Below are 19,319 nucleotides of genomic sequence, written 5' to 3' on the forward strand. Positions count from 1 at the left end.
CATGTCAAGGTTCCCGGCGACCGGTAAGGAGGACGGCCTTGCCCCCCTCGTCCCCGTCCGTTCCCCGGCCCGGGTTCTGGGCCGCGCTCGACTCCGCGCAGCGGACCGCGCTGCGCGCCGCCGCACGGCCGCGCCAGTTCCCGGTCAAGGCGCCGCTGGTCTACCAGGGCGACGAGTCCGACCACGTGATCATCATCGAGCGGGGCTGGGCGAAGGTCACCTCGACCACCGAGGACGGCCACGACGTGGTGCTGGCCGTGCGCGGGCCCGGCGACCTGCTCGCGGAGAGCGCGGTGCTCGGCGGCCGCACCCGCTCGGCGACGGTGACGGCGCTGTCCCCGGTGCGCGCGCTGGTCGTCCCGGCGGGCCGGTTCACCGGGTTCCTGGACGCGCACCCGGACGTGTGGATGCTCGTCACCGGCACGTTCGTGCAGCGCATCGACGACTCCGACCGGCGGCTGCGCGCGCACGTCGCCAGCCGGGGCACCCAGCGGCTCGCGCGGCTGCTGGCGGACCTCGCCGAGCGGTCGGCGCAGCACGTCGCGCCCGCGCCGGACGGGTCGATCGCGATCGGGCCGCCGCTGTCCCAGGAGGAGCTCGGCAGCTGGATGGACGCCTCCCGCGAGACGGTCGCGCGGGCGATGACGGGCCTGCGGGCCGCGGGGCTGATCCGCACCGGCTGGCGCAGGATCACCGTCGTCGACCTGCCGGGCCTGCGCGCGTTCGCGGACGAGGAGCCGCCCGGCTAGCGGCCTGGGCGGCGCGGGTCAGTGCTCCGCGATGCGCCGCCGCGCCTCCTCCCAGCCGATGGGCAGGTCGGCGGCCTTCGCCTGCCAGAAGACGAACGTGGAGCCGCGCATCACCGCGCGCTTGGCCCGCATTGAGGACCGGTGCGGCTCGGCGGCGGCGTAGGCCCGGATCGCCTGCTCGTCGCGCCAGGCGGACAGCGTCCAGAACGTCCGCTTCAGCAGCTGGGCCTTCAGGGCGACCCCGTGCGCGCCGTCGGACCGGCGGGCCTGGCGCAGCAGGGACATCGAGGTGAGGAGGAAGCCCGGCACGTGGCGCAGCGAGCGCACCTCGAGCCGGGACGCCATGACGGTGACCTCGGCGTCGGCGCCGGGGGCATGGACGGGGATCCAGGGCAGGGTCGGCATGGCACGGGTCCTTCGCTCGGACATCATCTTGTCGTTGACTAGATTGCCCCCGCGCCGCGAACTTGTCAATGACAAGATAGGATCGGCGGCATGAGCGACGACGCCTACCACCACGGCGATCTGCGGCGGGCCGTCATGGCGGCCGCCGTGGACGCGATCGCCGAATCCGGACCGGCCACCTGGAGCCTGCGCGAGCTGGCCCGCCGCGCGGGCGTCTCGCACGCCGCCCCCGCCCACCACTTCGGCGACAAGGCCGGGCTGCTCACCGCCGTCGCCGCCGAGGGGTACGCCCTGTTCGCCGACGCGCTCGAGGCCGCCGGCGACGACTTCCACGACGTCGGGCTCGCCTACATCCGCTTCGCCGTCGGCCACCGCGCGCACTTCGAGGTCATGTTCCGGCCCGAGCTGTACCGCGCCGACGACCCCGAGGTCGCCGCCGCCCGCGCGCGCGCCGACGGCGTCCTCGTGCGCGGCGCCCGGAGCGTCGCCCCGGGCCGCCCGCGCGGCGACCTCACCGCCCCGATCGCCGCCTGGTCGATCGTGCACGGCTTCGCCGAGCTCTGGCTCCGCGGCGCCCTGCCCGCCGAGCTCGGCGACGACCCCGTGGCCGCCGCCGAGCCCGTCATCCGCCTGCTGTTCGAGAAGCCCGCCTGAACGGTCAGGCGCCGCGCCGCGCGTCCTCCGCCGGCGGGACTGCCCGCGGGACCGCCGCCGGGACGGCATCGCCCTTCGCGGGGACGAACAGCGCCGCGACGACCCCGGCGGCGGCCACCGCCGACGCGACCCACAGGGCCGGCTTGAACCCGTCGACGAACGACGCCGGCGTCGCGTAGCCGCCGTTGTGCGCGAACACCGCGGCGAGGATCGCGATGCCGAACACGGCGCCGAGCTCGCGCAGCGCCGTGTTGGTGCCCGCCGCCACGCCCGCGTCGCCCGCCGGCACCGCCGCCGTCGCCGCGCCGGCCGTCGTCGCGAAGACCATGCCGGTGCCGGCGCCCGCGACCACCAGCGGCGCGACGAGCGTCCCGTACGCCACGTCCGGCGCCGTCACGGCCGCCAGCCAGCCGAGCCCGGCCGCCTGCAGCAGCATCCCGCCCGCCATCAGCGGGCGCGGCCCGATCCGGTCGGCGAGCGCGCCCGCGAGCGGCGCGGCGACCATCGGCATGCCCGTCCACACCAGCAGCCGCAGCCCCGTCTGCAGCGGGGAGTGGCCGAGCCCGGTCTGGAACAGCTGGGTCATCATGAACAGCGCGCCGAGCAGCGACACCGCCAGCAGGAAGATCACCGCGTTCGCGGACGCGAAGCCGCGCAGCCGGAAGTACGCCAGCGGCAGCATCGGATGCGCGGCCCGGCGCTCCCACAGCAGGAACGCCGCCACGAGCACGGCCCCCGCCGCCAGCGCGCCCGCCACCTCCGGCGAGTCCCAGCCGGCCGACGGCGCCCGCACCGGCGCCCACGTCAGCGCGAACATGCCGAGCCCCGCGAGGAGCTGGCCCGGTACGTCCAGGTGCGGGCGCGGCCCGCGGCTCTCCCGCAGCAGCGTCGCCGAGAGCGGGATCATCACCAGCCCGACCGGCACGTTGATCCAGAAGATCCACTGCCAGGCGAGCCCCTCGGTGATCGCGCCCCCCAGCACCGGCCCGCCGGCCACCCCGAGGCCGGTGATCCCGCCCCACAGCCCGATGGCGGCGCCGCGCTTCTCCACCGGGAACACGTCGCTGATCAGCGTGAGCGTCAGCGGCAGCAGCAGCGCCGCCCCGGCGCCCTCGACCACCCGGGCGGCGACGAGCGCGCCCGCGCCGCCCGCCAGCGCGCACGCGGCGGACGCCGCGGTGAACACCGCCAGGCCCGTCACGTAGATCCGGCGGCGGCCGAACCGGTCGCCGAGCGCCGAACCCGTCAGCATCAGGCAGGCGAACGCCAGGTTGTAGGCGTTGATCGTCCATTCCAGGTCGGACAGGCTCGCGCCCAGGTGCGTGCGCAGCACCGGCAGCGCCGTCGCGACCACCACCACGTCCAGGGAGCACAGGAACGCCCCCAGCCCCGCCAGCACCAGCGTCCAGCCCCGTCGCGCCGCCGGGACGGCGTCCCCCTCGGACGCCTCCCGGCCGGTCGCGGTCTTGCTCGTCATCTCCGGCATCCCGGTCCCTTCCCTCGGAGCGGATCGCTCACCGGGTACTGACCGCCGCCGGCCCGAAAGGAACCGCTCCGCCGGACGCGAGCGCGGACAGCCGCTCGGACGACAGCTCGGGCGGCAGCCCGAACCGGGGGAACAGGGCCGGATCGAGGAACGCCACCACCCCCGAGATGCCGCCGCCGGTGACCGTGAGCACCTGGAGGCAGTGCGCGCGGTACGCGCCGTCCGAGCCGCGCAGGTACGCGGCCGAGGCCGGCCGGCCGTTCGCCGAGGCGGGGACCAGGCGCAGATCGCCGGGCGCGTCGAAGATGTGCGCGGCGGCGAACCGCGCGACGTGGCCGCGCCCGGCGAACCACGCCTCGAACGGCGGCATCTCCAGCGTCGCGTCCCGCGTCAGCAGGTCCGCGAGCGCCGCCGCGTCGGCGTTCTCGAACGCCGCCGCGTACTGGTCGAGCAGCGCGCGGACGCCCGGGTCGTCCGGCTCGGCGACGCCGTCCTCCTCCGGCGCGAGCCGTTCGATCTGCTCGCGCGCCCGCTGCAGCATGCTCTTCACCGCCACCGTGGACGTGCCGAGCGTCTCGGCGACCTCGGCCGCCCGCCAGCCCAGCACGTCCCGCAGGATCAGCACCGCCCGCTGCCGCGCCGGCAGGTGCTGCAGGGCCGCGATCAGTGCCAGCCGGACCCCCGCGCGGGACGCGACGACCGCCGCCGGGTCGCCGCGGCCCGCCGCGTCCGCCCACGCTCCCGGCAGCGGCTGCAGCCACTCGATCTCCGGCCGCGCCGGCCCGACCGGGCCCTCCGGATCGGAGGCCGGGGCGCCGAGCCCCGACGGCAGCGGCCGTCGGCGCCGGGCGCCGAGCCCGGTCAGGCACACGTTCGTCGCGATCCGGTGCAGCCAGGTGCGCAGCGACGCCCGGCCCTCGAACCGGTCGAACGACCGCCACGCCCGCAGGTACACCTCCTGGACGAGGTCCTCCGCCTCGTCCAGGGACCCGAGCATCCGGTAGCAGTGCACCAGCAGCTCGGACCGGTACGGACCGGTCAGCCGCACGAACTCCCCGTCATCGGCCATCGGCACTTCCCTCCACCGCTCTCACACCTGTACGGACCCGTGCGGGGCGGAAAAGGGACCGGCCTGCGGCCGGCGACTTTCAGCGGGACGCCGGCGCGGTCTCCGTAGCGGCGCCCTCCTCCAGCGCGGGCGCGTCCGGCGGGGTCTCCGGGACGACGGCCAGATCGGCGCGGAACCGCCGGTTGAGGGCCGCGCGGATCCGCGCCGTCCGGCTCCGGGCCCGCGGGCTCTCGACCCCGCCGGCCTCGGGCGGGACGTCCAGCGGGACCGCCGGGGCCGGCCGCGGATCGGTGATCGCGGCCGTCCGCTCGGCCGGCAGGCGCCGCTCGACCTCGCTGTACCGGCCCTCCGGCGACCGCCGGATGACGCCGGTCTCCAGTCCGTGCTCGACGAGCGCGAGGTCGCGGTGCTGCAGGCCGACGCAGATCCGGTAGGTGACGATGTAGGCCAGCACCGGGCCGAGGACGACCGCGAAGCGGAAGAACCACGTCGTCCAGAACAGCGGGACGTCGAACCGGTCGGCGATGACGTCGTTGCCGCCGGCCGCCCACAGCGCCCCGTAGAACACGACGCCGCCCATGCCGATCCCGGTGCGCGCCGGGACGTCGCGGGGCCGGTCGAGCAGGTGGTGGATCTGCCGGTCGCCGGTGACCCACCGTTCCAGGAACGGGTAGGCGGCGAGGCCGGTGAACAGCAGCCCCGGCACCACCAGCGCCGGCACGAGCACGCTCAGCGTCACCGTGTGGCCCCACGCGCTCACCTCCCACGCGGGCATGATCCGCAGCGCGCCCTCCAGCCAGCCCATGTACCAGTCCGGCTGCGAGCTCGCGCTGATCGCGCCGGGGTCGTACGGCCCGAACAGCCAGATCGGGTTGATCTGCACGAACGCCGCGAGCAGCACCGTCACCCCGATCACCCACAGGAACAGCGACGTGGTCTTCGCGACGAACACCGGGAAGAACGGGTAGCCGCGCACGGTCGTGTTGGTGCTGCCCTTGCCGGGGAACTGGGTGTGGGTCTGCCGCCACGTCAGCACCACCGCGTGCAGCGGGATCAGCGCCGCGAGGATCCCCGGGATCAGCAGCACGTGCACGACGTACAGCCGCGGGATGATGTCGGTGCCGGGGAACTCGCCCCCGAACAGGAACATCACCAGGTACGACCCGACCAGCGGGACCGACTCGGTGACGCCCTCCAGGATGCGGATGCCGGTGCCGGACAGCAGGTCGTCCGGCAGCGAGTAGCCGAACAGCCCGTTCAGCATGACCAGGATGAACATGGTGATGCCGATCAGCCAGTTCAGCTCCCGCGGCTTGCGGAACGCGCCGCTGAAGAAGTTGCGCAGCAGGTGGACGAGGATCGCGCCCATGAAGATCAGCGTCGCCCAGTGGTGGATCTGCCGGACCAGCAGCCCGCCGCGCACCTCGAAGCTGATCTTCAGGGTGGAGGCGTACGCCTCGCTCATCCGGACGCCCTTGAGCTGGGTGTAGGAGCCGTTGTAGACGACCTCGTTCATGCTGGGCTTGAAGAACAGGGTGAGGTACACCCCGGTGAGCAGCAGGATCACGAACGAGTACATCGCGATCTCCCCGACGAGGAAGCTCCACTGGTCGGGGAACGCCTTGCGCAGTGCCTTGCGCGCGAAGCCGGTGGTGCCGAGCCGCTCGTCGAGGGCGTGCGCGGCGGCGTCCACGCCCCGCGCCGCGCCCGTTCCGGTGCTCGGCATCGTGTCCGCCATCGACGCCGTCCTTTCGTCGGTCTGGACCGGTTCTGCGCATAAGACCGATCCAGCCCGGCGAAACGTGACATCGCGCGATGTGCCGCCCGTCACACAGCGGCGTTCTCAGGCGGCGGGAACTCAGACGGCGGGCGCTCAGACGGCGGCGCGCTCAGACGGCGGGCGCCGCCCACCTCTCGCGGCGCCGGTAGCGCGGCAGCCAGCGCGCCCGGTACAGCACCCGGAACGGCGGCGGCAGCAGCCGCATCACCGCCCGGGCCGTCGCGTCGGGCGCCCCGTCCAGCAGCCACGGCACGAACGAGGCCAGCCCCCGCATGCCCAGCTCGCGGCGCATCTCGACGTCGAAGGTGCCCCACTCGAACGGGGTCAGCGCGCGGTGGATCAGCGGCAGCATCTCCGCCTCCTTGAAGTCCAGGAGGTCGTTCACCGCCGCCGGCAGCGCCCGCGCGTACTGGCGGAGGGCGCGCCGGTCGCCGTGCTCCAGCGCCGCGTCGACCCCGTCCAGCAGCGGGACGACCCGGAACGCGCGCAGCTCCAGCGCCTCGAACACGGCGGGACGCTCCCGGCCGCGCATCACCGCCCACAGGGCGCGCTGCTCGGCGGCCTGCTGGGCCAGCCAGTGCCGGCGGAACATCGCCCATCCGCGGGCGACCCGCCCCGGTTCCGGCGCGGCGTCCGCGGCGGCGGCCGACATCCGGGCCATGTCCCGCCGGAACGCGTCATACGCGGCGTTCAGCATGGTCAGGTTGAACCGCCGCGGCGTGCTGCTCTCCGGTATGGCGCCCATGCCCCCTCCAAACCCTCCGTGCGACCCGTCACAGAGAAGATGGATCAGTGCCGCCGAACGTGACGCGATCCGGCGCCGGTCCGGTGTGACCTGCCCCACATCGCGCTCGTCCGGACGGGTGTTATAAGTCCATGTAATCACCCTTCCCCGCCGCGCCCCGCTGATGCGGCCACACCCCCGGGAGCCGCTCCATGACCGCCGGCCCAGGCGTCACCGCACGCACCGCGACGATCGCCGGGGTGTGGCGCCACCCCGTCAAGAGCATGGCGCCCGAGCCGCTCGCCGAGGCCGCGCTGACCGCGGACGGCGGCGTCCTCGGCGACCGCGCGTGGGCGCTGCGCGACGAGCGCCGCGGCGTGATCGCCGACGCCCGGACGCTGCCCGCCCTGCTGGACGCGGAGGCCCGGTACACGCGCCCGCCCACCCCCGCGGAACCGGGACCGCCCGTGGAGATCACCGTCCCCGGCCACGCCCCGGTGACCTCGGCGGACCCGGACGTCCACGAGCGGCTGAGCACCGCGTTCGGCCGCGCGGTCACGCTCTGGCCGCGGCTGCCCGCCGGCGAGGACGCGCACTACCGCCGCCTCCCGCCCGAGGACGGCGACTGGGACCGCTACCTGCGCGAGTTCTTCGACGTCGCCGACGCGGCGGACGTCCCGGACCTGTCGCGGCTGCCCGAGGCCGTCACCACCCACCAGACGATCCCCGGCACCTACTTCGACGCGTTCCCCCTCCACCTGATCACGGACGTGACGCTGCGGACGCTCGGCGGCCTGAACGGCGGCGGCCCCGCCGCCGCGCGCCGGTTCCGTCCGAACCTGCTGATCGCCGTCCCCGGCGACGATTCCGGGCCGTATCCCGAGCTGGCGTGGGCGGGGCGAAGGCTGCGCGCGGGCACGGCGGTGCTGCGCGTCACCGTCCCGACGCCGCGCTGCGTGATGATCAGCCACCCGGCGGGCGGGCTGCCGCGCGACCGGGAGCTGCTGCGCGCCGTGCACCGGGAGGCGGCGCACGACGCCGGCGTCTACGCGGCGGTCGAGGAGCCGGGCGTGCTGCGGCCCGGCGATCGGGTCGAACTTCTGCCGTGACCACGATCTTCGCGTAGCCTGCCGCCTGATGATTGATGAGCAGACGTCGGTGGGCTCCCGGCACGTCCTCTGCGTTCTCGGCACCGGGCTGGACCTCGGCGAGATCGAGGCGATCGCCGAGAAGGAGGGCTTCGAGCTCGACTGGGAGTACTCCGGGCCCGGGCCGGACCCGCGGATGCCGGCCGCGTTCGAGGCGTGCGGCGCCGGCGCGTCCTTCACCGCCCGGGACTGGGAGGCGGTGCGCGACCACGACACCGTCGCCTACCTGCTGTCGCCCGCGGCGCGTCCCGGCGTCGCGTTCACCGTCGCGCGCCGCACGCTCGCGCTGACCGCCGAGCTGCTGCGCTCCGGCGCCACCGCGGTGAAGAACGAGAGCAACGGGCTCGCGCACGGCCGCGACCGGTGGCTCGACCTCGCCTACAAGGCGTACGCCGGTCAGGAGGCGGCCGTCCCGCTGTACCAGGCGTGCGTCAAGCGGCCGATCACGACCGGCGCGCTGTACTTCAGCTGCGGCATGCACCTGCTCGGCGCCCCGGACGTCGAGCTGGACCACCCCGGCGACCCGCACCCCGACGACGTCCTCGACCTGATCGACGGGCTGGCGCTCTACCTGCTGATGGAGCAGCGGACGCGGGAGCTGCACGACGGCGAGACGTTCGCCCTGGAGGACGGCGCGGACCACTGGGTGCTGCGGCACGGGCCGTGCGACCGGTTCGCGGAGGACGACTTCTTCCACAACCCGCACGGCTACTGGCGGCTCACGCCAGGCTGATCACCCCAGGCTGATCACCCCAGGCTGACCGCCCCGGGCCGGCCGACCCGGGCCGTGAGCCACCGCTGGGCGATCCAGCGGCGCAGATGCCGCCGGGCCGCGCCCTCGCCGAGACCGGCCCGCGCCGCCGCCGCGTCCAGCGGCTCACCGGACAGCAGCGCGGCGAGCAGCGTGAACGCCTCGCCGGGCGGGCGGACGGTCACCACCCGGAAGTCGCGGCGGAACACGACCAGGTCGACCGGCCCGGGCTCGGGCGGTCCGGGCCGCGCGCCCCGGCGGACGGCGGAGTGGTACTCGTGCACGGCCGCGCAGGCGCGGAACACCCGCAGGCCTGGCGCGGCCGCCGCGGTCGTCGAGCCGGGCAGCTCCGCCGGCCACGGGGCGGGCGGCTCGTCCTCGGTGCCGGGACCGTCGTAGACCTCGGCGAACAGGCACTCGTACCGCACCAGGTCGATCATCAGGTCGATCCGGAACTCGCGCCGCGCGGCGGGCAGGTACCGGTCCGGGCGGTGCGCGGCCAGGTGCGCGGCGAGCCGGTCGTCCAGCCGCGCCAGCGTGTACGAGCGGGGCGGGCGGGCGTCGAGGTACTCGCCGGCGAACGCGTCGAACAGCTCCGCGCCGAGCAGCGCGCGCAGCGCCGGGTGCCGGTGCCGCATCACCTCCAGCAGCCGCCGCCGGCATCCGCGCCGGTACAGCTCCACGCGCCGCTCCGCGCCCAGATCCGCGGGGCGCTCCGCGCCCGGATCGGCGGGGGCGGCGAGCAGCGCGGCGGCGCGTTCCGGCCGGGCGGACGGCGCGGTGATCGCGTCCTGGAACCACTGCTGGACGGCCCGCAGCGACGGCGGCGCGTCCACGGCGCGCGCCTCACGCATCGGCCACCGCGGCACTCCCGGAGGCGGTGCTACCAGAGACCGTGCTTCCAGGGACGGTGCTTCCAGGGACGGTGCCGGCGTGCAGCCGCGCCTTGCGCAGCTCCTCCAGCAGGACGGGGAACGGCGGGATGTCCTCGTCCCACTCCAGCAGGGTCGGGACGGCGCCGGTCAGCGACGTCGCGAGCCGGTACAGCGCCCACACCGGCTCGGCCACCGGGCGGTCGTGGGTGTCGAGGAGGTGGTCGCCCATGTCGGCGTGCCCGGCCAGATGGATCTGCTGCACCCGGTCGTGCGGGAGCGCCCGGATGTACTCCTCGGGGTCGAAGCCGTGGTTGACGGACGAGACGTGCACGTTGTTGACGTCCAGCAGCAGCCGGCAGCCGGACTCCTCGCACAGCCGGGCGAGGAACTCCCACTCCGGCATCGTGGCGTGCGCGAACCGCGCGTAGGTGCTCGGGTTCTCCAGCACCAGCGGCTGTTCGAGCACGTCCTGGACGACGCGGACGCGCCGGGCGATGTGCCGCAGCGCCTCCTCGGTGAACGGCACGGGCAGCAGCTCGTGGGTGTTCACGCCCGCGACGCCCGTCCAGGCCACGTGGTCGGAGATCCAGCGGGCGCCGATGTCCTCGGCGAGCATCCGCAGCCGGCCGAGGTAGTGCAGGTCCAGGGGGTCGGTGCCGCCGATCGACAGGGACACGCCGTGCATGACGACGGGGTAGCGCTCGGCGATCCGGTCGAGCGCGTGCCGGGGGTAGCCGGCGGTGTCCAGGAAGTTCTCGGAGATGATCTCGAACCAGCCGGCGTCGGGCCATTCGGCGAGGACGTGCGGGAGGTGCGCGGAGCGCAGGCCGAGGCCGAGCCCGAGCCGGGTCCCGCCGTCGCGCGCGGTCCGGGCGGCCGGTGCGGGGCCGGCCGGGTGCGTCCGGTCCGCGCCGATCGGGTCGGCGCGCGGGACCTGATGAGTCATGGGGCCTCCCACCGAGGGTGACGTCTCGCGGAACAAATAATCACAGGGAGTGAGCACAGGGGAACGGTAGGTTTCTGTCACCCGGAAGCGCCGCCGGCCTGCCGCGTCCGTGATCGGGAGGCGCGGCAGGCCGGGAGGGGGCGGCGAGGGCCGGCCGGGCGGCGGGGCGCCATCGCCGCCCGGCCGGCCGGTCCCATCGGTCCCGTCGGGTCCGTCAGGTCACCGGGTTGTCGACCAGGTAGACCGTGGGGGAGGGGGCGCCGCAGGTCGCCGCGGCGGTGGATCCGCCGTCGAACGACAGGTCGGCGGCGGCCGAGCCGAGCGAGACGGCGGTGCTCTTCGCCGACGACGTCGGCGTGAACGGCCCGGCCGTCAGCGTGCCGTCGCTCGGCAGCGGCACGGTGATCTGCTTGTCGCGCACCAGCGGCGTCTTCGGGATCGCGATGCCGCTCGCCGGGATGACGTTCTGCGTCGCGGGCGTGCCGCCCTCGACCGTCAGGTTCAGCGCCGTGACCTTGCCGGACGCGGACGTGTAGCCCTTGTCGATCAGCTTGTTCACGGTGCCCGCCGGGATCACCAGCGCGCCGCTCGCCTCGGTGAAGGAGAACGCGCTGCCGCGCTTGGCCACCAGCGGGATGTGCGCGCCGACCGCGATGCCGACGTCGAGGGTGTCGGCGCCGACCTTGCACGCGTACGGCGCGTTGATGATGCCGACCAGCTCGTTCGATGCGGGTTCGGGGAAGTTCAGCGGCGCACCGGTGATCTTCGCCGGGGGCTGCCCGGCCGCGCCGCCGACCGCGATCGTCAGCAGCGCGTTGCCCGCCGACGGCTTGCAGTCGGCGGTGATCGGCAGGCTGAACCCGGCCGAGGACTTCAGGTTCACCTCGGCGTAGGCGTGCTCGAACGCCAGCGTGACCTTGCCGCTGTTCGGCGCCGTGTACGGCCCGACGTCGAACGTTCCGGTGAGCGGCAGCCCCACCTTGAGCGGCTGGCCCGCCTGGATCGCGATGCCGTCGATCTCGAACGGCTTGCCCGCCGCGATGTTGATGCTGGACGGGGTCGAGTCGCTCGCCCCGATGCTCAGATCCGTGATCTTCGCGTCCGCCTGGTTGATCCCGAGGATCGGCGCCAGCGACGTCAGCCACGACGGGAACGTGATGCTGCCCGATCCCTGGGACAGGTAGAACTGCTGGCCCGGGCCGAGCTGGACGGGCGCGACGCCCTGCACGTCCACGTCCGTCGGCAGGTAGAACACCGGCAGTCCGCCGAGGCTGATCGTGCAGCCGATCGGCAGCTTGAACCGGCCGGTGTCCACCCCGACGGGCGGCACGTCCTGGGCGGGGAGCGCGTGCGCGGGCGGCGCCTGGACGAACGCGAGCACCGCGAGGGCGGCGCCCGCGCAGGCGGCGAGGGAACGCCGCAGCCGGCCGCGCCCGGCCGTCGCGGCGCCCGCCTGTCCGACTCTCATGGGGACTCCTCTCAGAAGTACGCATACGTACCTGTGGGTCCCGGACATGGTGAACCCGGGCCGCCGGCGCGGGATACGGAGGGTGATGCGGAAACGCTTCGGACCGCTTAGCAACCGCCCATAGAAATGCCACGCCCGGCGGCAAGGCCGGTGGACGGCCGCCCACTACAATGCGCTGCATCGAACGACAGCGGCCCCCCGATGACGGCGCCTCCTCCGGCGGCCCGCGGTCCGGTGATCGGCGCCCCGGCGGCCTCCGGCTGGCCGAGGTCTACGACCCGGCGCGTCCCGGCCTGCCCCGCGGGCGCAGCAGCCTGCCCGCCCCGGTCGTCCGCAAGGCGCAGCGGGAGCGGCTGCTCGGCGCGGTGATCTCCGCGGTCGCCGAGCACGGCTACCCCGGCACCACCGTCGCGATGGTCGTCGCGCGCGCCCGGGTGTCCCGCAAGGCGTTCTACGACCACTTCACCGGCCTGGAGGACTGCTTCCTCACCGCGCTCGCCGACGCCCAGAAGGTGATCCTGCGGGAGCTGATGAACGCGCCGAAGGGACTCGGCGAGAAGCCGTCGCCGCTGGCCGTCCTGCAGGCGGGCCTGCGCTCGTACCTGACGCTGTGCGCGCGCGAGCCGGAGTACGCGCGCTGCATCCTCGTCGAGCTCCCCGCCGTCGGCCCACGCGCGCTCAAGGGACGCAACAAGGCCTACGGAGCGGTCGCGGACGTGCTGCGGCTCTGGCGCGAGCACGCCGCGAAACGCCACCCCGAATGGCCGCCCGTCGAGGAGCCCGCCTACCGCGCCGCCGTCGGCGCGATCGCGGAGCTGATCACCGCGCACGTCTGCGCCGGTGACGCGGCGCGCCTGCCCGGCCTGCAGGGCCCGCTCACCGCGATCCTGCTGCGGATCCTCGCCGCGCCGCTCCCGTACGACGGCTGAACCGCCCTCCGGGGCCGTACGGTGCTGCCATGGGCATGGTGCACACGGTGGGGCTCGTCCTGCATCCCGAACGCGACTCGGAGGCCGCCGTCGACACGATCGTCGGCTGGGCGGGCCGGCGCGGCGGCGCGGTGCTGGGGCTGCCCGACGAGATCGGCCGGATCGACTGCAGCGCCGTGGCGGTCGAGGCCGCCGCGCTCGCCGAGCGCGCGGACCTGCTCGTCAGCCTCGGCGGCGACGGGACGATGCTGCGCAGCATGCGGCTCGCGGCCGGGGCGGCGACGCCGGTGCTCGGCGTCAACCTCGGCCGCCTCGGGTTCCTCGCCGAGATCGACGTGGACGGCCTCGCGGACGCGCTGACCAGCATCGACGAGCACCGCTACCAGGTCGAGCCGCGGATGGCGGTGTGCATGCGGCTGCCCGGCGGGCGCGTCGTGTCCGCCTTCAACGACATCGCGCTGGTGCGGATGCCGGGCGACGGCCTCGCGGCGGTGGAGGTGGCGGTGCAGGGCCACCCGTTCGTCCGGTACGCGGGCGACGCGGTGATCGTGGCGACGTCGACCGGCTCGACCGCCTACAGCTACTCCGCCGGCGGGCCGATCGTCTCGCCCGCCGTCGAGGGCTTCCTGGTGGTGCCGGCGGCGGCGCACTCGACGTTCAACCGCGCCGTCATGCTGTCGGCGGACGAGGACGTCGACCTGACGCTGCTGCCGACGTCGGGGACGCTGGCCGTGGAGGTCGACGGCGGGGTCGCCGCCGAGCTCAAGGCGGGGGACCGGCTGCGGGTCACCGCCGCCCGCGGCGCCGCCCGGGTCGTCCGGCTCGGCGGGACGACCTTCTACGAGCGCGCCCGCCGCAAGCTGCGCGTCAGCGGCAGCGCCGAAGCCGACTAGCGCCCCCGGAGGGTCAGAGCCAGCCGCGCTCGTCGGCGACGCGCAGCGCCTCCATCCGGTTGTGGGTCCCGGTCTTGGCGATCGCCGCCGACAGGTAGTTGCGGACGGTCCCCTCCGACAGGTACAGCCGCCCGGCGATCTCCGCGACGGTCGCGCCCGAGCGCGCCGCGTTGAGCACGTCGACCTCGCGGGGGGTGAGCGGCGAGTCCCCGGCCGCCAGCGTCGCCGCCGCGAGCGCCGGGTCGACGACGCGCTCCCCGCGCATCACCCGGCGGACGGCGTCCGCGAGCGCCTCCGCCCGCGCGTCCTTCACCACGAACCCGACGGCGCCCGCGCCCATCGCCCGGCGCAGGTAGCCGGCGCGGCCGAACGTCGTGAGGATCACCACCCGGCAGTCCGGCGCCTTCTCGGCGAGCACCGCCGCCGCGGCGAGCCCGTCCACGCCGGGCATCTCGATGTCGAGCAGCGCCACGTCCGGGCGGTGCTCCAGGACCGCGCCGACCACCTCGTCGCCGCGGCCGACGGAGGCGACGACCTCGAAGTCGTCCTCCAGGTCCAGCAGCGTCGACAGCGCCGTGCGGATGAGCTCCTGGTCGTCGGCGAGCAGCAGCCGGATCGTCATGCGCGCGCACCTTCCGCCGTTCCGACCGTCACCTTCAGCCGCCAGCCGTGCGGGCGGACCGGCCCGGCCTCCACGCCGCCGCCGGCCGCCGCGACCCGCTCCCGCAGCCCGGTGAGCCCGTTCCCGCTGGACGCGGGGGCGCCCACCCCGTCGTCCAGTATCTCCACACCGGTCGGCGACAGCGTCACCGTGCAGCGGGAGGCGTGCGCGTGCCGCACCACGTTCGTCAGCCCCTCGCGCACCACCCAGCCGAACAGCTCCTGGTGGGCGGGGTCGACCATCTCCGTCGCCGTCGGCAGGTCGGCGGCGACGCCCGCCGCCCGCAGCACCTCCCGGCCGCGGGCCAACTCGCCCGCGAGGGACACCTGCCGGTACCCCGACACCGCGGCGCGCACGTCCGTCAGCGCCTGCCGGGACAGCTCCTCCACCGCGGTGATCTCCTCCGCCGAGCGGGGCGAGCCGCTCTCCGCGAGCCGCCGGGCCAGCCCGCTCTTGACCGTGATGACGGTCAGCGAGTGGCCGAGCAGGTCGTGCAGGTCGCGGGCGATCCGGGCGCGCTCGGCCTCCGACGCCAGCCGGGCCACCTCGGCGCGCGCCTCCACCAGCGCCTCGTTCGCGCTCGCCATCTCCGCGTACGCGTAGACGGTCAGCGTCGTGAACACCACCATCAGTGCGGTGAGCAGGTCGGGGCCGGTGTGCCACGGCCGCACCGCCCACGGGACGAGGAGGCTGGGCAGCGCCCCGGCCAGCACGATCAGCGCAATGCGCCGGCGCACCATCAGGGCCGTGAAGGCGGCGATGACCGCCCACAGGTAGAAGGCCAGGTTCCGCGCGAACGGCAGCTCCGCGGCGAACAGCACGACCATGACGCCGTAGAACGTCCAGAGCCGCGTCCGGTCCCGGCGCGCCACGGCCACGCCCGCGAGGACGTAGGCGACGGCGAACGCGCCGGCGATCGCGAACCCGGCCGCGGCGGCGGCCCCCGAGGAGTACTGCGCCACCCCGAGGGCCGTCACCGACGGGTACACCAGCATCCCCGCCGCCAGCGCCGCCCGGCGCCAGCCGCGCGCCCACCGCTGCGGGTCGGCGCCGCCCTGCCCCGGCGGCGGGCCGCCGCCCGGCGGCCCCTGCACGGCGTCCTGCATGCCCGGCACGTTACCGGCCTCCCGTCGCCTCGTCCGCGCTCACTTCGCCCGTGCTCACTCTGCCGGTGGTCACTTGGCGGCGAACAGCGCCCGCATCCGGCCGCCGGCGGTGATGACGACGACGCGGAGCAGCAGCAGCCCGCAGACGGCCTGCTCGATCCGCATCCACGGCGGGAGGAACCCGGGCAGCGAGACGATCACGACGACGGCGACGACCATCACCGCCGAGAGGATCCGCAGCCGCCGGTACGCGCCCCGGGAGCCGCGGGCCGCGCGGCGGGCGAGCGCGAACGACACCAGGGAGGCGAGGGCGACGATGCCGCCGCGCACCCAGACGTTGCCGTTCACCATCGAGTGGTGGTCGCGGAGCAGGTAGACGGCTCCCATCGTGAGCCAGCTGAGCGCGAGGTAGCCGCCGGTGAGCAGCTTCATCTCGCGGAAGGCCCGCATGGTCTGCGGGTGGCGGAGGTCCTGCGCGGTGCCGTTCTCGTTCTCGTCCATACCGGAAATGGTCCGCGCGAGGGCCAGGTCACCGGCAGTGAGATCGCCCATCAGCCGCCCATGACATTCGTCATGGGCCGGCCGTTCGCGGTCCGGACGCCGAGCGCCCGGAACAGGAACGCGGTGAGCTGCGCGGCGGCCGCGGACGCGCTCTCCCGCGCCGTCCCGGCGAGCTGGTGCTCGAACGCCCGGCCGAGCGCGGCCCGGATCGACCGCGCGTCGGGCTCGGGGTCGGCCCATGGCAGCGACCCGTCCGCGAGGCCCGCCGCGAGGATCTCGGCGATCAGCGCCTCCTGCTCGGCCACCGCGCGGGCGCGCTCCTCGGTGCAGCCGCGGGCGCGCGCCGCCTCGCCCGAGGCGAGCGCCAGCGCGCGGCGGCGCCGCCGGTCGTCGGCGGTGATCCGGAGCATGCCGTCGACGACCGCGCGCAGCGCCTCGGGCGGGCCCGCGGCGGACGCCGCCCACGAGCGCATCTCCGCCGTCAGCAGCGCGCCGTCGCGGCGGAACATCGCCAGCAGCAGCGCGTCCTTGGACGCGAAGTGCCGGTCGAACGCCTCGCCCGGCAGCCCCGCCGCCGCGACCACGTCGCCGACGGTCACCGGGACGCCGTTCGCCGCCGCCAGGCAGCGGTACGCGGCATCGATGATGCGGACCCTCTCGGCGGCCTCACCCGGTGCCGTCACGGCCCCTCCCCGCACGCCATCGTCCGGACGTCCCGGGCGCCCCGCCGAGCCCCGGGAGCCTCCACCCTAACCCGGCGCCCGCCCGCACGTCCGTCCCCACCGAGGCCATGCCGGGGTAGCCGGACGGCCCTGTTCAACTCGCTCACCTGCACGGACTCGGTGGGTGCCGGGGCCGCGCGGGGGACCGGCGCGGCGCTACACTCGCGTCCCGGTAGAGATCATCGCGCGGATCCGCCGTCCCGCCGGAGGGTCCCCGGGCGAGAGGGACCGGCGTGCACATCTCGATAGCGGACCTCGCGGACGGCGCGGCGGACGCGCCGCCGCTCGACGGGGACGGCGCGGTCCGCGGCCCCCTCGCCGTCGTGGACCTCGCGCCCGCCGACGCCGCGGTGGCCGCGCGCGCCGCGCGCCGCGCCCGGGACTGCGACCGCGTCCTCGTCGGTGTCGGCTCCGGCGACCCGGCGCTGGTCCGGGCCCTCGACATCACGCTCACCGGGTCGGCGGACGCCGGGCGGGAGAGCGTCGCCGTCGCCGACCCGGTGGAGCGGGCCGCGGCGCTGCGGGACGCGGCGGAGCGCAACCCGCAGGCGGCACTGGTGCTGCGGGACGTGCTGCGCACCACCGGCGGCATGGACGTCCCGGCGGCGCTGGACGTGGAGTCCTACGCGTACTCGACGCTGCTCGGCGGGGCGGAGTTCGCGCGGTGGCTGGCCTCGCGCGGGCCGCGGCTGCTGCCGTCCGACGTCAAGGACCCGGTGCTGCTGGCCCGGGACGGCGACGTGCTGTCGATCACGCTGAACCGGCCGCAGCGCCGCAACGCCTACGGCCGCCAGCTGCGGGACGCGCTCGTCGACGGCCTCCGCCTCGCGCTGCTCGACGAGGGGATCGCCCGCGTCGTCCTGGACGGCGCGGGCCCGGTGTTCTGCTCCGGCGGCGACCTGGACGAGTTCGGCACCGCGCCCGACCTGGCGACCGCGCACTTCGTGCGGACCCGCGCGGGCGCGGGCCGGCTGATCCACCGGCTCGGGCCGCGCATCGAGGTCCGCGTGCAGGGCTCCTGCGTCGGCGCCGGTGTGGAGCTGCCCGCCTTCGCGGGCCGCGTCGTCGCGGCGGTGGACGCGACGTTCCGGCTCCCCGAGGTGGCGATGGGCCTGGTCCCCGGCGCGGGCGGGACGGTGTCGCTGCCGCGCCGGATCGGCCGGTGGCGCACCCTGTACCTGGCGCTGAGCGGGGAGCCGCTCGACGCGCGCACCGCGCTCGGCTGGGGGCTGGTCGACGCGGTCCTGCCATGAGGGCGGCCGGATGGGCGCCGGGCGGCGTCGGATAACGTCTCGACCGTGCGACCCACCATCTCCGAGCAACCCGAATCGCGCCTGGAAGAGCGGCACTCCGTCCTGGAGCTCCTGGATCTGGAGGAGCTCGACCGGGACCTGTACCGCGGCACCCTCGTGTTCGACGACCCGTACCCGCTCTACGGCGGGCAGGTCGCGGCGCAGGCGCTGCGCGCGGCGGGCGGCACCGTCCCGGAGGGGCGGCTGCCGCACTCGCTGCACGGCTACTTCCTGCGCGGCGGCGACGCCGCCCGGCCCACGATCTTCCGTGTCGACCGGGACCGGGACGGGCGCTCGTTCTCCGCGCGGCGCGTGGTCGCCCTGCAGGGCGGCGAGGTCATCTTCAACATGTCGGTGTCGTTCCAGCAGCCCGCCGAGGACGAGGACCGCCAGGTGCACCCCGCCCCGGACGCGCCCGGCCCCGAGACATTGCCCGGCTCGGAGATGCCGCGGCTGTTCTCGATGGACAGCCGCGTCCCGCCGCAGCCGTACCCGGCGTCGGACTTCCCGACGCGGCTCTGGTCGCGCTGCCTCGAACCGCTGCCGGACGACGACCTGCTGCACGCCTGCGTGCTGACGTACCTGTCCGACATCTCCTCCGGGCTGACGGCGCTGCACGACGGGACGGCCCGGTCCGGGTCGAGCCTCGACCACTCGGTCTGGTTCCACCGGCCCGTCCGGATGGACGACTGGGTGCTGATGGACCTCGTCCCGCTGACCGTCGCCTCGGGACGCGGCCTGTACTCGGGAACGATCCACAGCCGCGACGGCGTGCTCGTCGCGAGCCTCACCCAGGAGTGCCTGTTCCGCACCCCGCGCGATCGTCCCTCCTCCTGACGCGGCTACGCTGAGCGCCCCCCGGCCGTCGGACCGGGGGCGCAGCCGCCGCAGGAGGAACGTTGAGCGAGATCGTCGTGACCCGGCCGCGGCCGGGCGTCACCCGCGTCGCGATGAACCGGCCCGAGCGGCTGAACGCGATGACCGCCGGGATGATCGAGGGCCTGCACGCCGCGCTGGCCGAGGCGGCCGCGGACCCGGAGTGCCGGGTGGTCGTGCTGACCGGCGCGGGCCGCGGCTTCTGCGCGGGCCTGGACCTGGGCGGGTACGGCGAGCCGGCGGGCGTGGACGGCGCGGGCGCCGTACAGCGGGGGCTGGCCACG

The 19,319-nt window shown here is 75.2% G+C and carries 21 protein-coding genes; 9 read left to right on the plus strand and 12 right to left on the minus strand.

All coding sequences use genetic code 11. The features are described from left to right. The first annotated feature begins 38 nt into the window (after nt 1-38). Nucleotides 39-749: a Crp/Fnr family transcriptional regulator gene (locus tag AB0C78_RS40165; RefSeq protein ID WP_360758690.1), complete on the plus strand. Its 711-nt coding sequence runs from the start codon at nt 39-41 to the stop codon at nt 747-749. An 18-nt stretch (nt 750-767) separates the two neighbouring features. Here AB0C78_RS40165 and AB0C78_RS40170 read toward each other — a convergent pair whose 3' ends face one another. After that, entirely contained in the window at nt 768-1,154 is a 387-nt protein-coding gene (locus AB0C78_RS40170; RefSeq protein WP_360758692.1) for a hypothetical protein, read from the minus strand. Between the two features lie 90 nt (nt 1,155-1,244). Here AB0C78_RS40170 and AB0C78_RS40175 point away from each other — a divergent pair, with 90 nt between their 5' ends. Continuing rightward, nucleotides 1,245-1,808: a TetR/AcrR family transcriptional regulator gene (locus tag AB0C78_RS40175; protein ID WP_360758693.1), complete on the plus strand. Its 564-nt coding sequence runs from the start codon at nt 1,245-1,247 to the stop codon at nt 1,806-1,808. 4 nt (nt 1,809-1,812) lie between these two features. Here the strand turns inward: AB0C78_RS40175 and AB0C78_RS40180 are convergent, their stop codons facing one another. The 4 genes from AB0C78_RS40180 to AB0C78_RS40195 all read right to left on the minus strand — a co-directional run bounded on the left by AB0C78_RS40180 (nt 1,813) and on the right by AB0C78_RS40195 (nt 6,888). After that, nucleotides 1,813-3,285 (minus strand): MFS transporter, encoded by a 1,473-nt coding sequence (locus AB0C78_RS40180; protein WP_360758695.1) that lies wholly within the window; start codon nt 3,283-3,285, stop codon nt 1,813-1,815. A gap of 37 nt (nt 3,286-3,322) precedes the next feature. Continuing rightward, a complete protein-coding gene (locus AB0C78_RS40185) occupies nt 3,323-4,363 on the minus strand; it encodes a sigma-70 family RNA polymerase sigma factor (protein ID WP_360758697.1) in 1,041 nt (346 codons plus the stop codon). 79 nt (nt 4,364-4,442) lie between these two features. Then, entirely contained in the window at nt 4,443-6,101 is a 1,659-nt protein-coding gene (locus AB0C78_RS40190) for a cytochrome b N-terminal domain-containing protein (protein ID WP_360758699.1), read from the minus strand. A 151-nt stretch (nt 6,102-6,252) separates the two neighbouring features. After that, the gene (locus AB0C78_RS40195; RefSeq protein WP_360758701.1) at nt 6,253-6,888 is read right to left on the minus strand and encodes a hypothetical protein; all 636 of its coding nucleotides are present in this window, start codon (nt 6,886-6,888) and stop codon (nt 6,253-6,255) included. Nucleotides 6,889-7,079: 191 nt separating this feature from the next. Here AB0C78_RS40195 and AB0C78_RS40200 point away from each other — a divergent pair, with 191 nt between their 5' ends. Both AB0C78_RS40200 and AB0C78_RS40205 read left to right on the plus strand, forming a co-directional pair. Next, entirely contained in the window at nt 7,080-7,976 is an 897-nt protein-coding gene (locus AB0C78_RS40200; protein WP_360758703.1) for an MOSC N-terminal beta barrel domain-containing protein, read from the plus strand. Between the two features lie 28 nt (nt 7,977-8,004). Then, nucleotides 8,005-8,748: a DUF4261 domain-containing protein gene (locus AB0C78_RS40205; protein WP_151546171.1), complete on the plus strand. Its 744-nt coding sequence runs from the start codon at nt 8,005-8,007 to the stop codon at nt 8,746-8,748. A gap of 14 nt (nt 8,749-8,762) precedes the next feature. Here the strand turns inward: AB0C78_RS40205 and AB0C78_RS40210 are convergent, their stop codons facing one another. The 3 genes from AB0C78_RS40210 to AB0C78_RS40220 form a co-directional block, all read right to left on the minus strand. After that, entirely contained in the window at nt 8,763-9,620 is an 858-nt protein-coding gene (locus AB0C78_RS40210) for a DNA-binding domain-containing protein (RefSeq protein WP_360758705.1), read from the minus strand. Next, complete coding sequence (locus AB0C78_RS40215; RefSeq protein WP_360758707.1) at nt 9,613-10,587, minus strand: DUF692 domain-containing protein; 975 nt, start codon at nt 10,585-10,587, stop codon at nt 9,613-9,615. Before AB0C78_RS40215 ends, AB0C78_RS40210 begins: the two co-directional genes overlap by 8 nt. 214 nt (nt 10,588-10,801) lie before the next feature. After that, a complete protein-coding gene (locus AB0C78_RS40220; RefSeq protein WP_360758709.1) occupies nt 10,802-12,055 on the minus strand; it encodes a hypothetical protein in 1,254 nt (417 codons plus the stop codon). Between the two features lie 170 nt (nt 12,056-12,225). Between AB0C78_RS40220 and AB0C78_RS40225 the strand changes: the two genes are divergently transcribed. Together AB0C78_RS40225 and AB0C78_RS40230 are read left to right on the plus strand one after the other, a co-directional pair. After that, on the plus strand, nt 12,226-12,984 hold the full coding sequence (locus AB0C78_RS40225) for a TetR/AcrR family transcriptional regulator (protein ID WP_360758711.1): 759 nt from the start codon (nt 12,226-12,228) through the stop codon (nt 12,982-12,984). A 29-nt stretch (nt 12,985-13,013) separates the two neighbouring features. Continuing rightward, complete coding sequence (locus AB0C78_RS40230) at nt 13,014-13,877, plus strand: NAD(+)/NADH kinase (protein WP_151546174.1); 864 nt, start codon at nt 13,014-13,016, stop codon at nt 13,875-13,877. A gap of 13 nt (nt 13,878-13,890) precedes the next feature. Here the strand turns inward: AB0C78_RS40230 and AB0C78_RS40235 are convergent, their stop codons facing one another. The 4 genes from AB0C78_RS40235 to AB0C78_RS40250 all read right to left on the minus strand — a co-directional run bounded on the left by AB0C78_RS40235 (nt 13,891) and on the right by AB0C78_RS40250 (nt 16,828). Next, the gene (locus AB0C78_RS40235) at nt 13,891-14,499 is read right to left on the minus strand and encodes a response regulator transcription factor (protein ID WP_360758713.1); all 609 of its coding nucleotides are present in this window, start codon (nt 14,497-14,499) and stop codon (nt 13,891-13,893) included. Then, on the minus strand, nt 14,496-15,644 hold the full coding sequence (locus tag AB0C78_RS40240; protein ID WP_360758715.1) for a sensor histidine kinase: 1,149 nt from the start codon (nt 15,642-15,644) through the stop codon (nt 14,496-14,498). The genes AB0C78_RS40235 and AB0C78_RS40240 overlap by 4 nt, the downstream gene beginning before the upstream one ends. 69 nt (nt 15,645-15,713) lie before the next feature. Continuing rightward, nucleotides 15,714-16,145: a hypothetical protein gene (locus AB0C78_RS40245; protein WP_360758717.1), complete on the minus strand. Its 432-nt coding sequence runs from the start codon at nt 16,143-16,145 to the stop codon at nt 15,714-15,716. A gap of 50 nt (nt 16,146-16,195) precedes the next feature. Then, entirely contained in the window at nt 16,196-16,828 is a 633-nt protein-coding gene (locus AB0C78_RS40250; RefSeq protein ID WP_360758719.1) for a TetR/AcrR family transcriptional regulator, read from the minus strand. Nucleotides 16,829-17,100: 272 nt separating this feature from the next. Here AB0C78_RS40250 and AB0C78_RS40255 point away from each other — a divergent pair, with 272 nt between their 5' ends. The 3 genes from AB0C78_RS40255 to AB0C78_RS40265 form a co-directional block, all read left to right on the plus strand. Next, nucleotides 17,101-18,120 carry an enoyl-CoA hydratase/isomerase family protein gene (locus AB0C78_RS40255; RefSeq protein ID WP_360758721.1) on the plus strand — a complete coding sequence of 340 codons (1,020 nt, stop codon included), beginning with the start codon at nt 17,101-17,103 and terminating at the stop codon, nt 18,118-18,120. 45 nt (nt 18,121-18,165) lie between these two features. Then, nucleotides 18,166-18,996, plus strand: coding sequence for an acyl-CoA thioesterase domain-containing protein (locus AB0C78_RS40260; RefSeq protein ID WP_360758723.1), 831 nt, complete (start codon nt 18,166-18,168; stop codon nt 18,994-18,996). Between the two features lie 62 nt (nt 18,997-19,058). Continuing rightward, nucleotides 19,059-19,319, plus strand: a 261-nt coding sequence (locus AB0C78_RS40265; RefSeq protein WP_360758725.1) for an enoyl-CoA hydratase-related protein, incomplete at its 3' end; no start/stop codon positions are given.

The organism is Actinomadura sp. NPDC048394, from assembly GCF_040651755.1.
Taxonomy (GTDB): domain Bacteria; phylum Actinomycetota; class Actinomycetes; order Streptosporangiales; family Streptosporangiaceae; genus Spirillospora; species Spirillospora montaniterrae.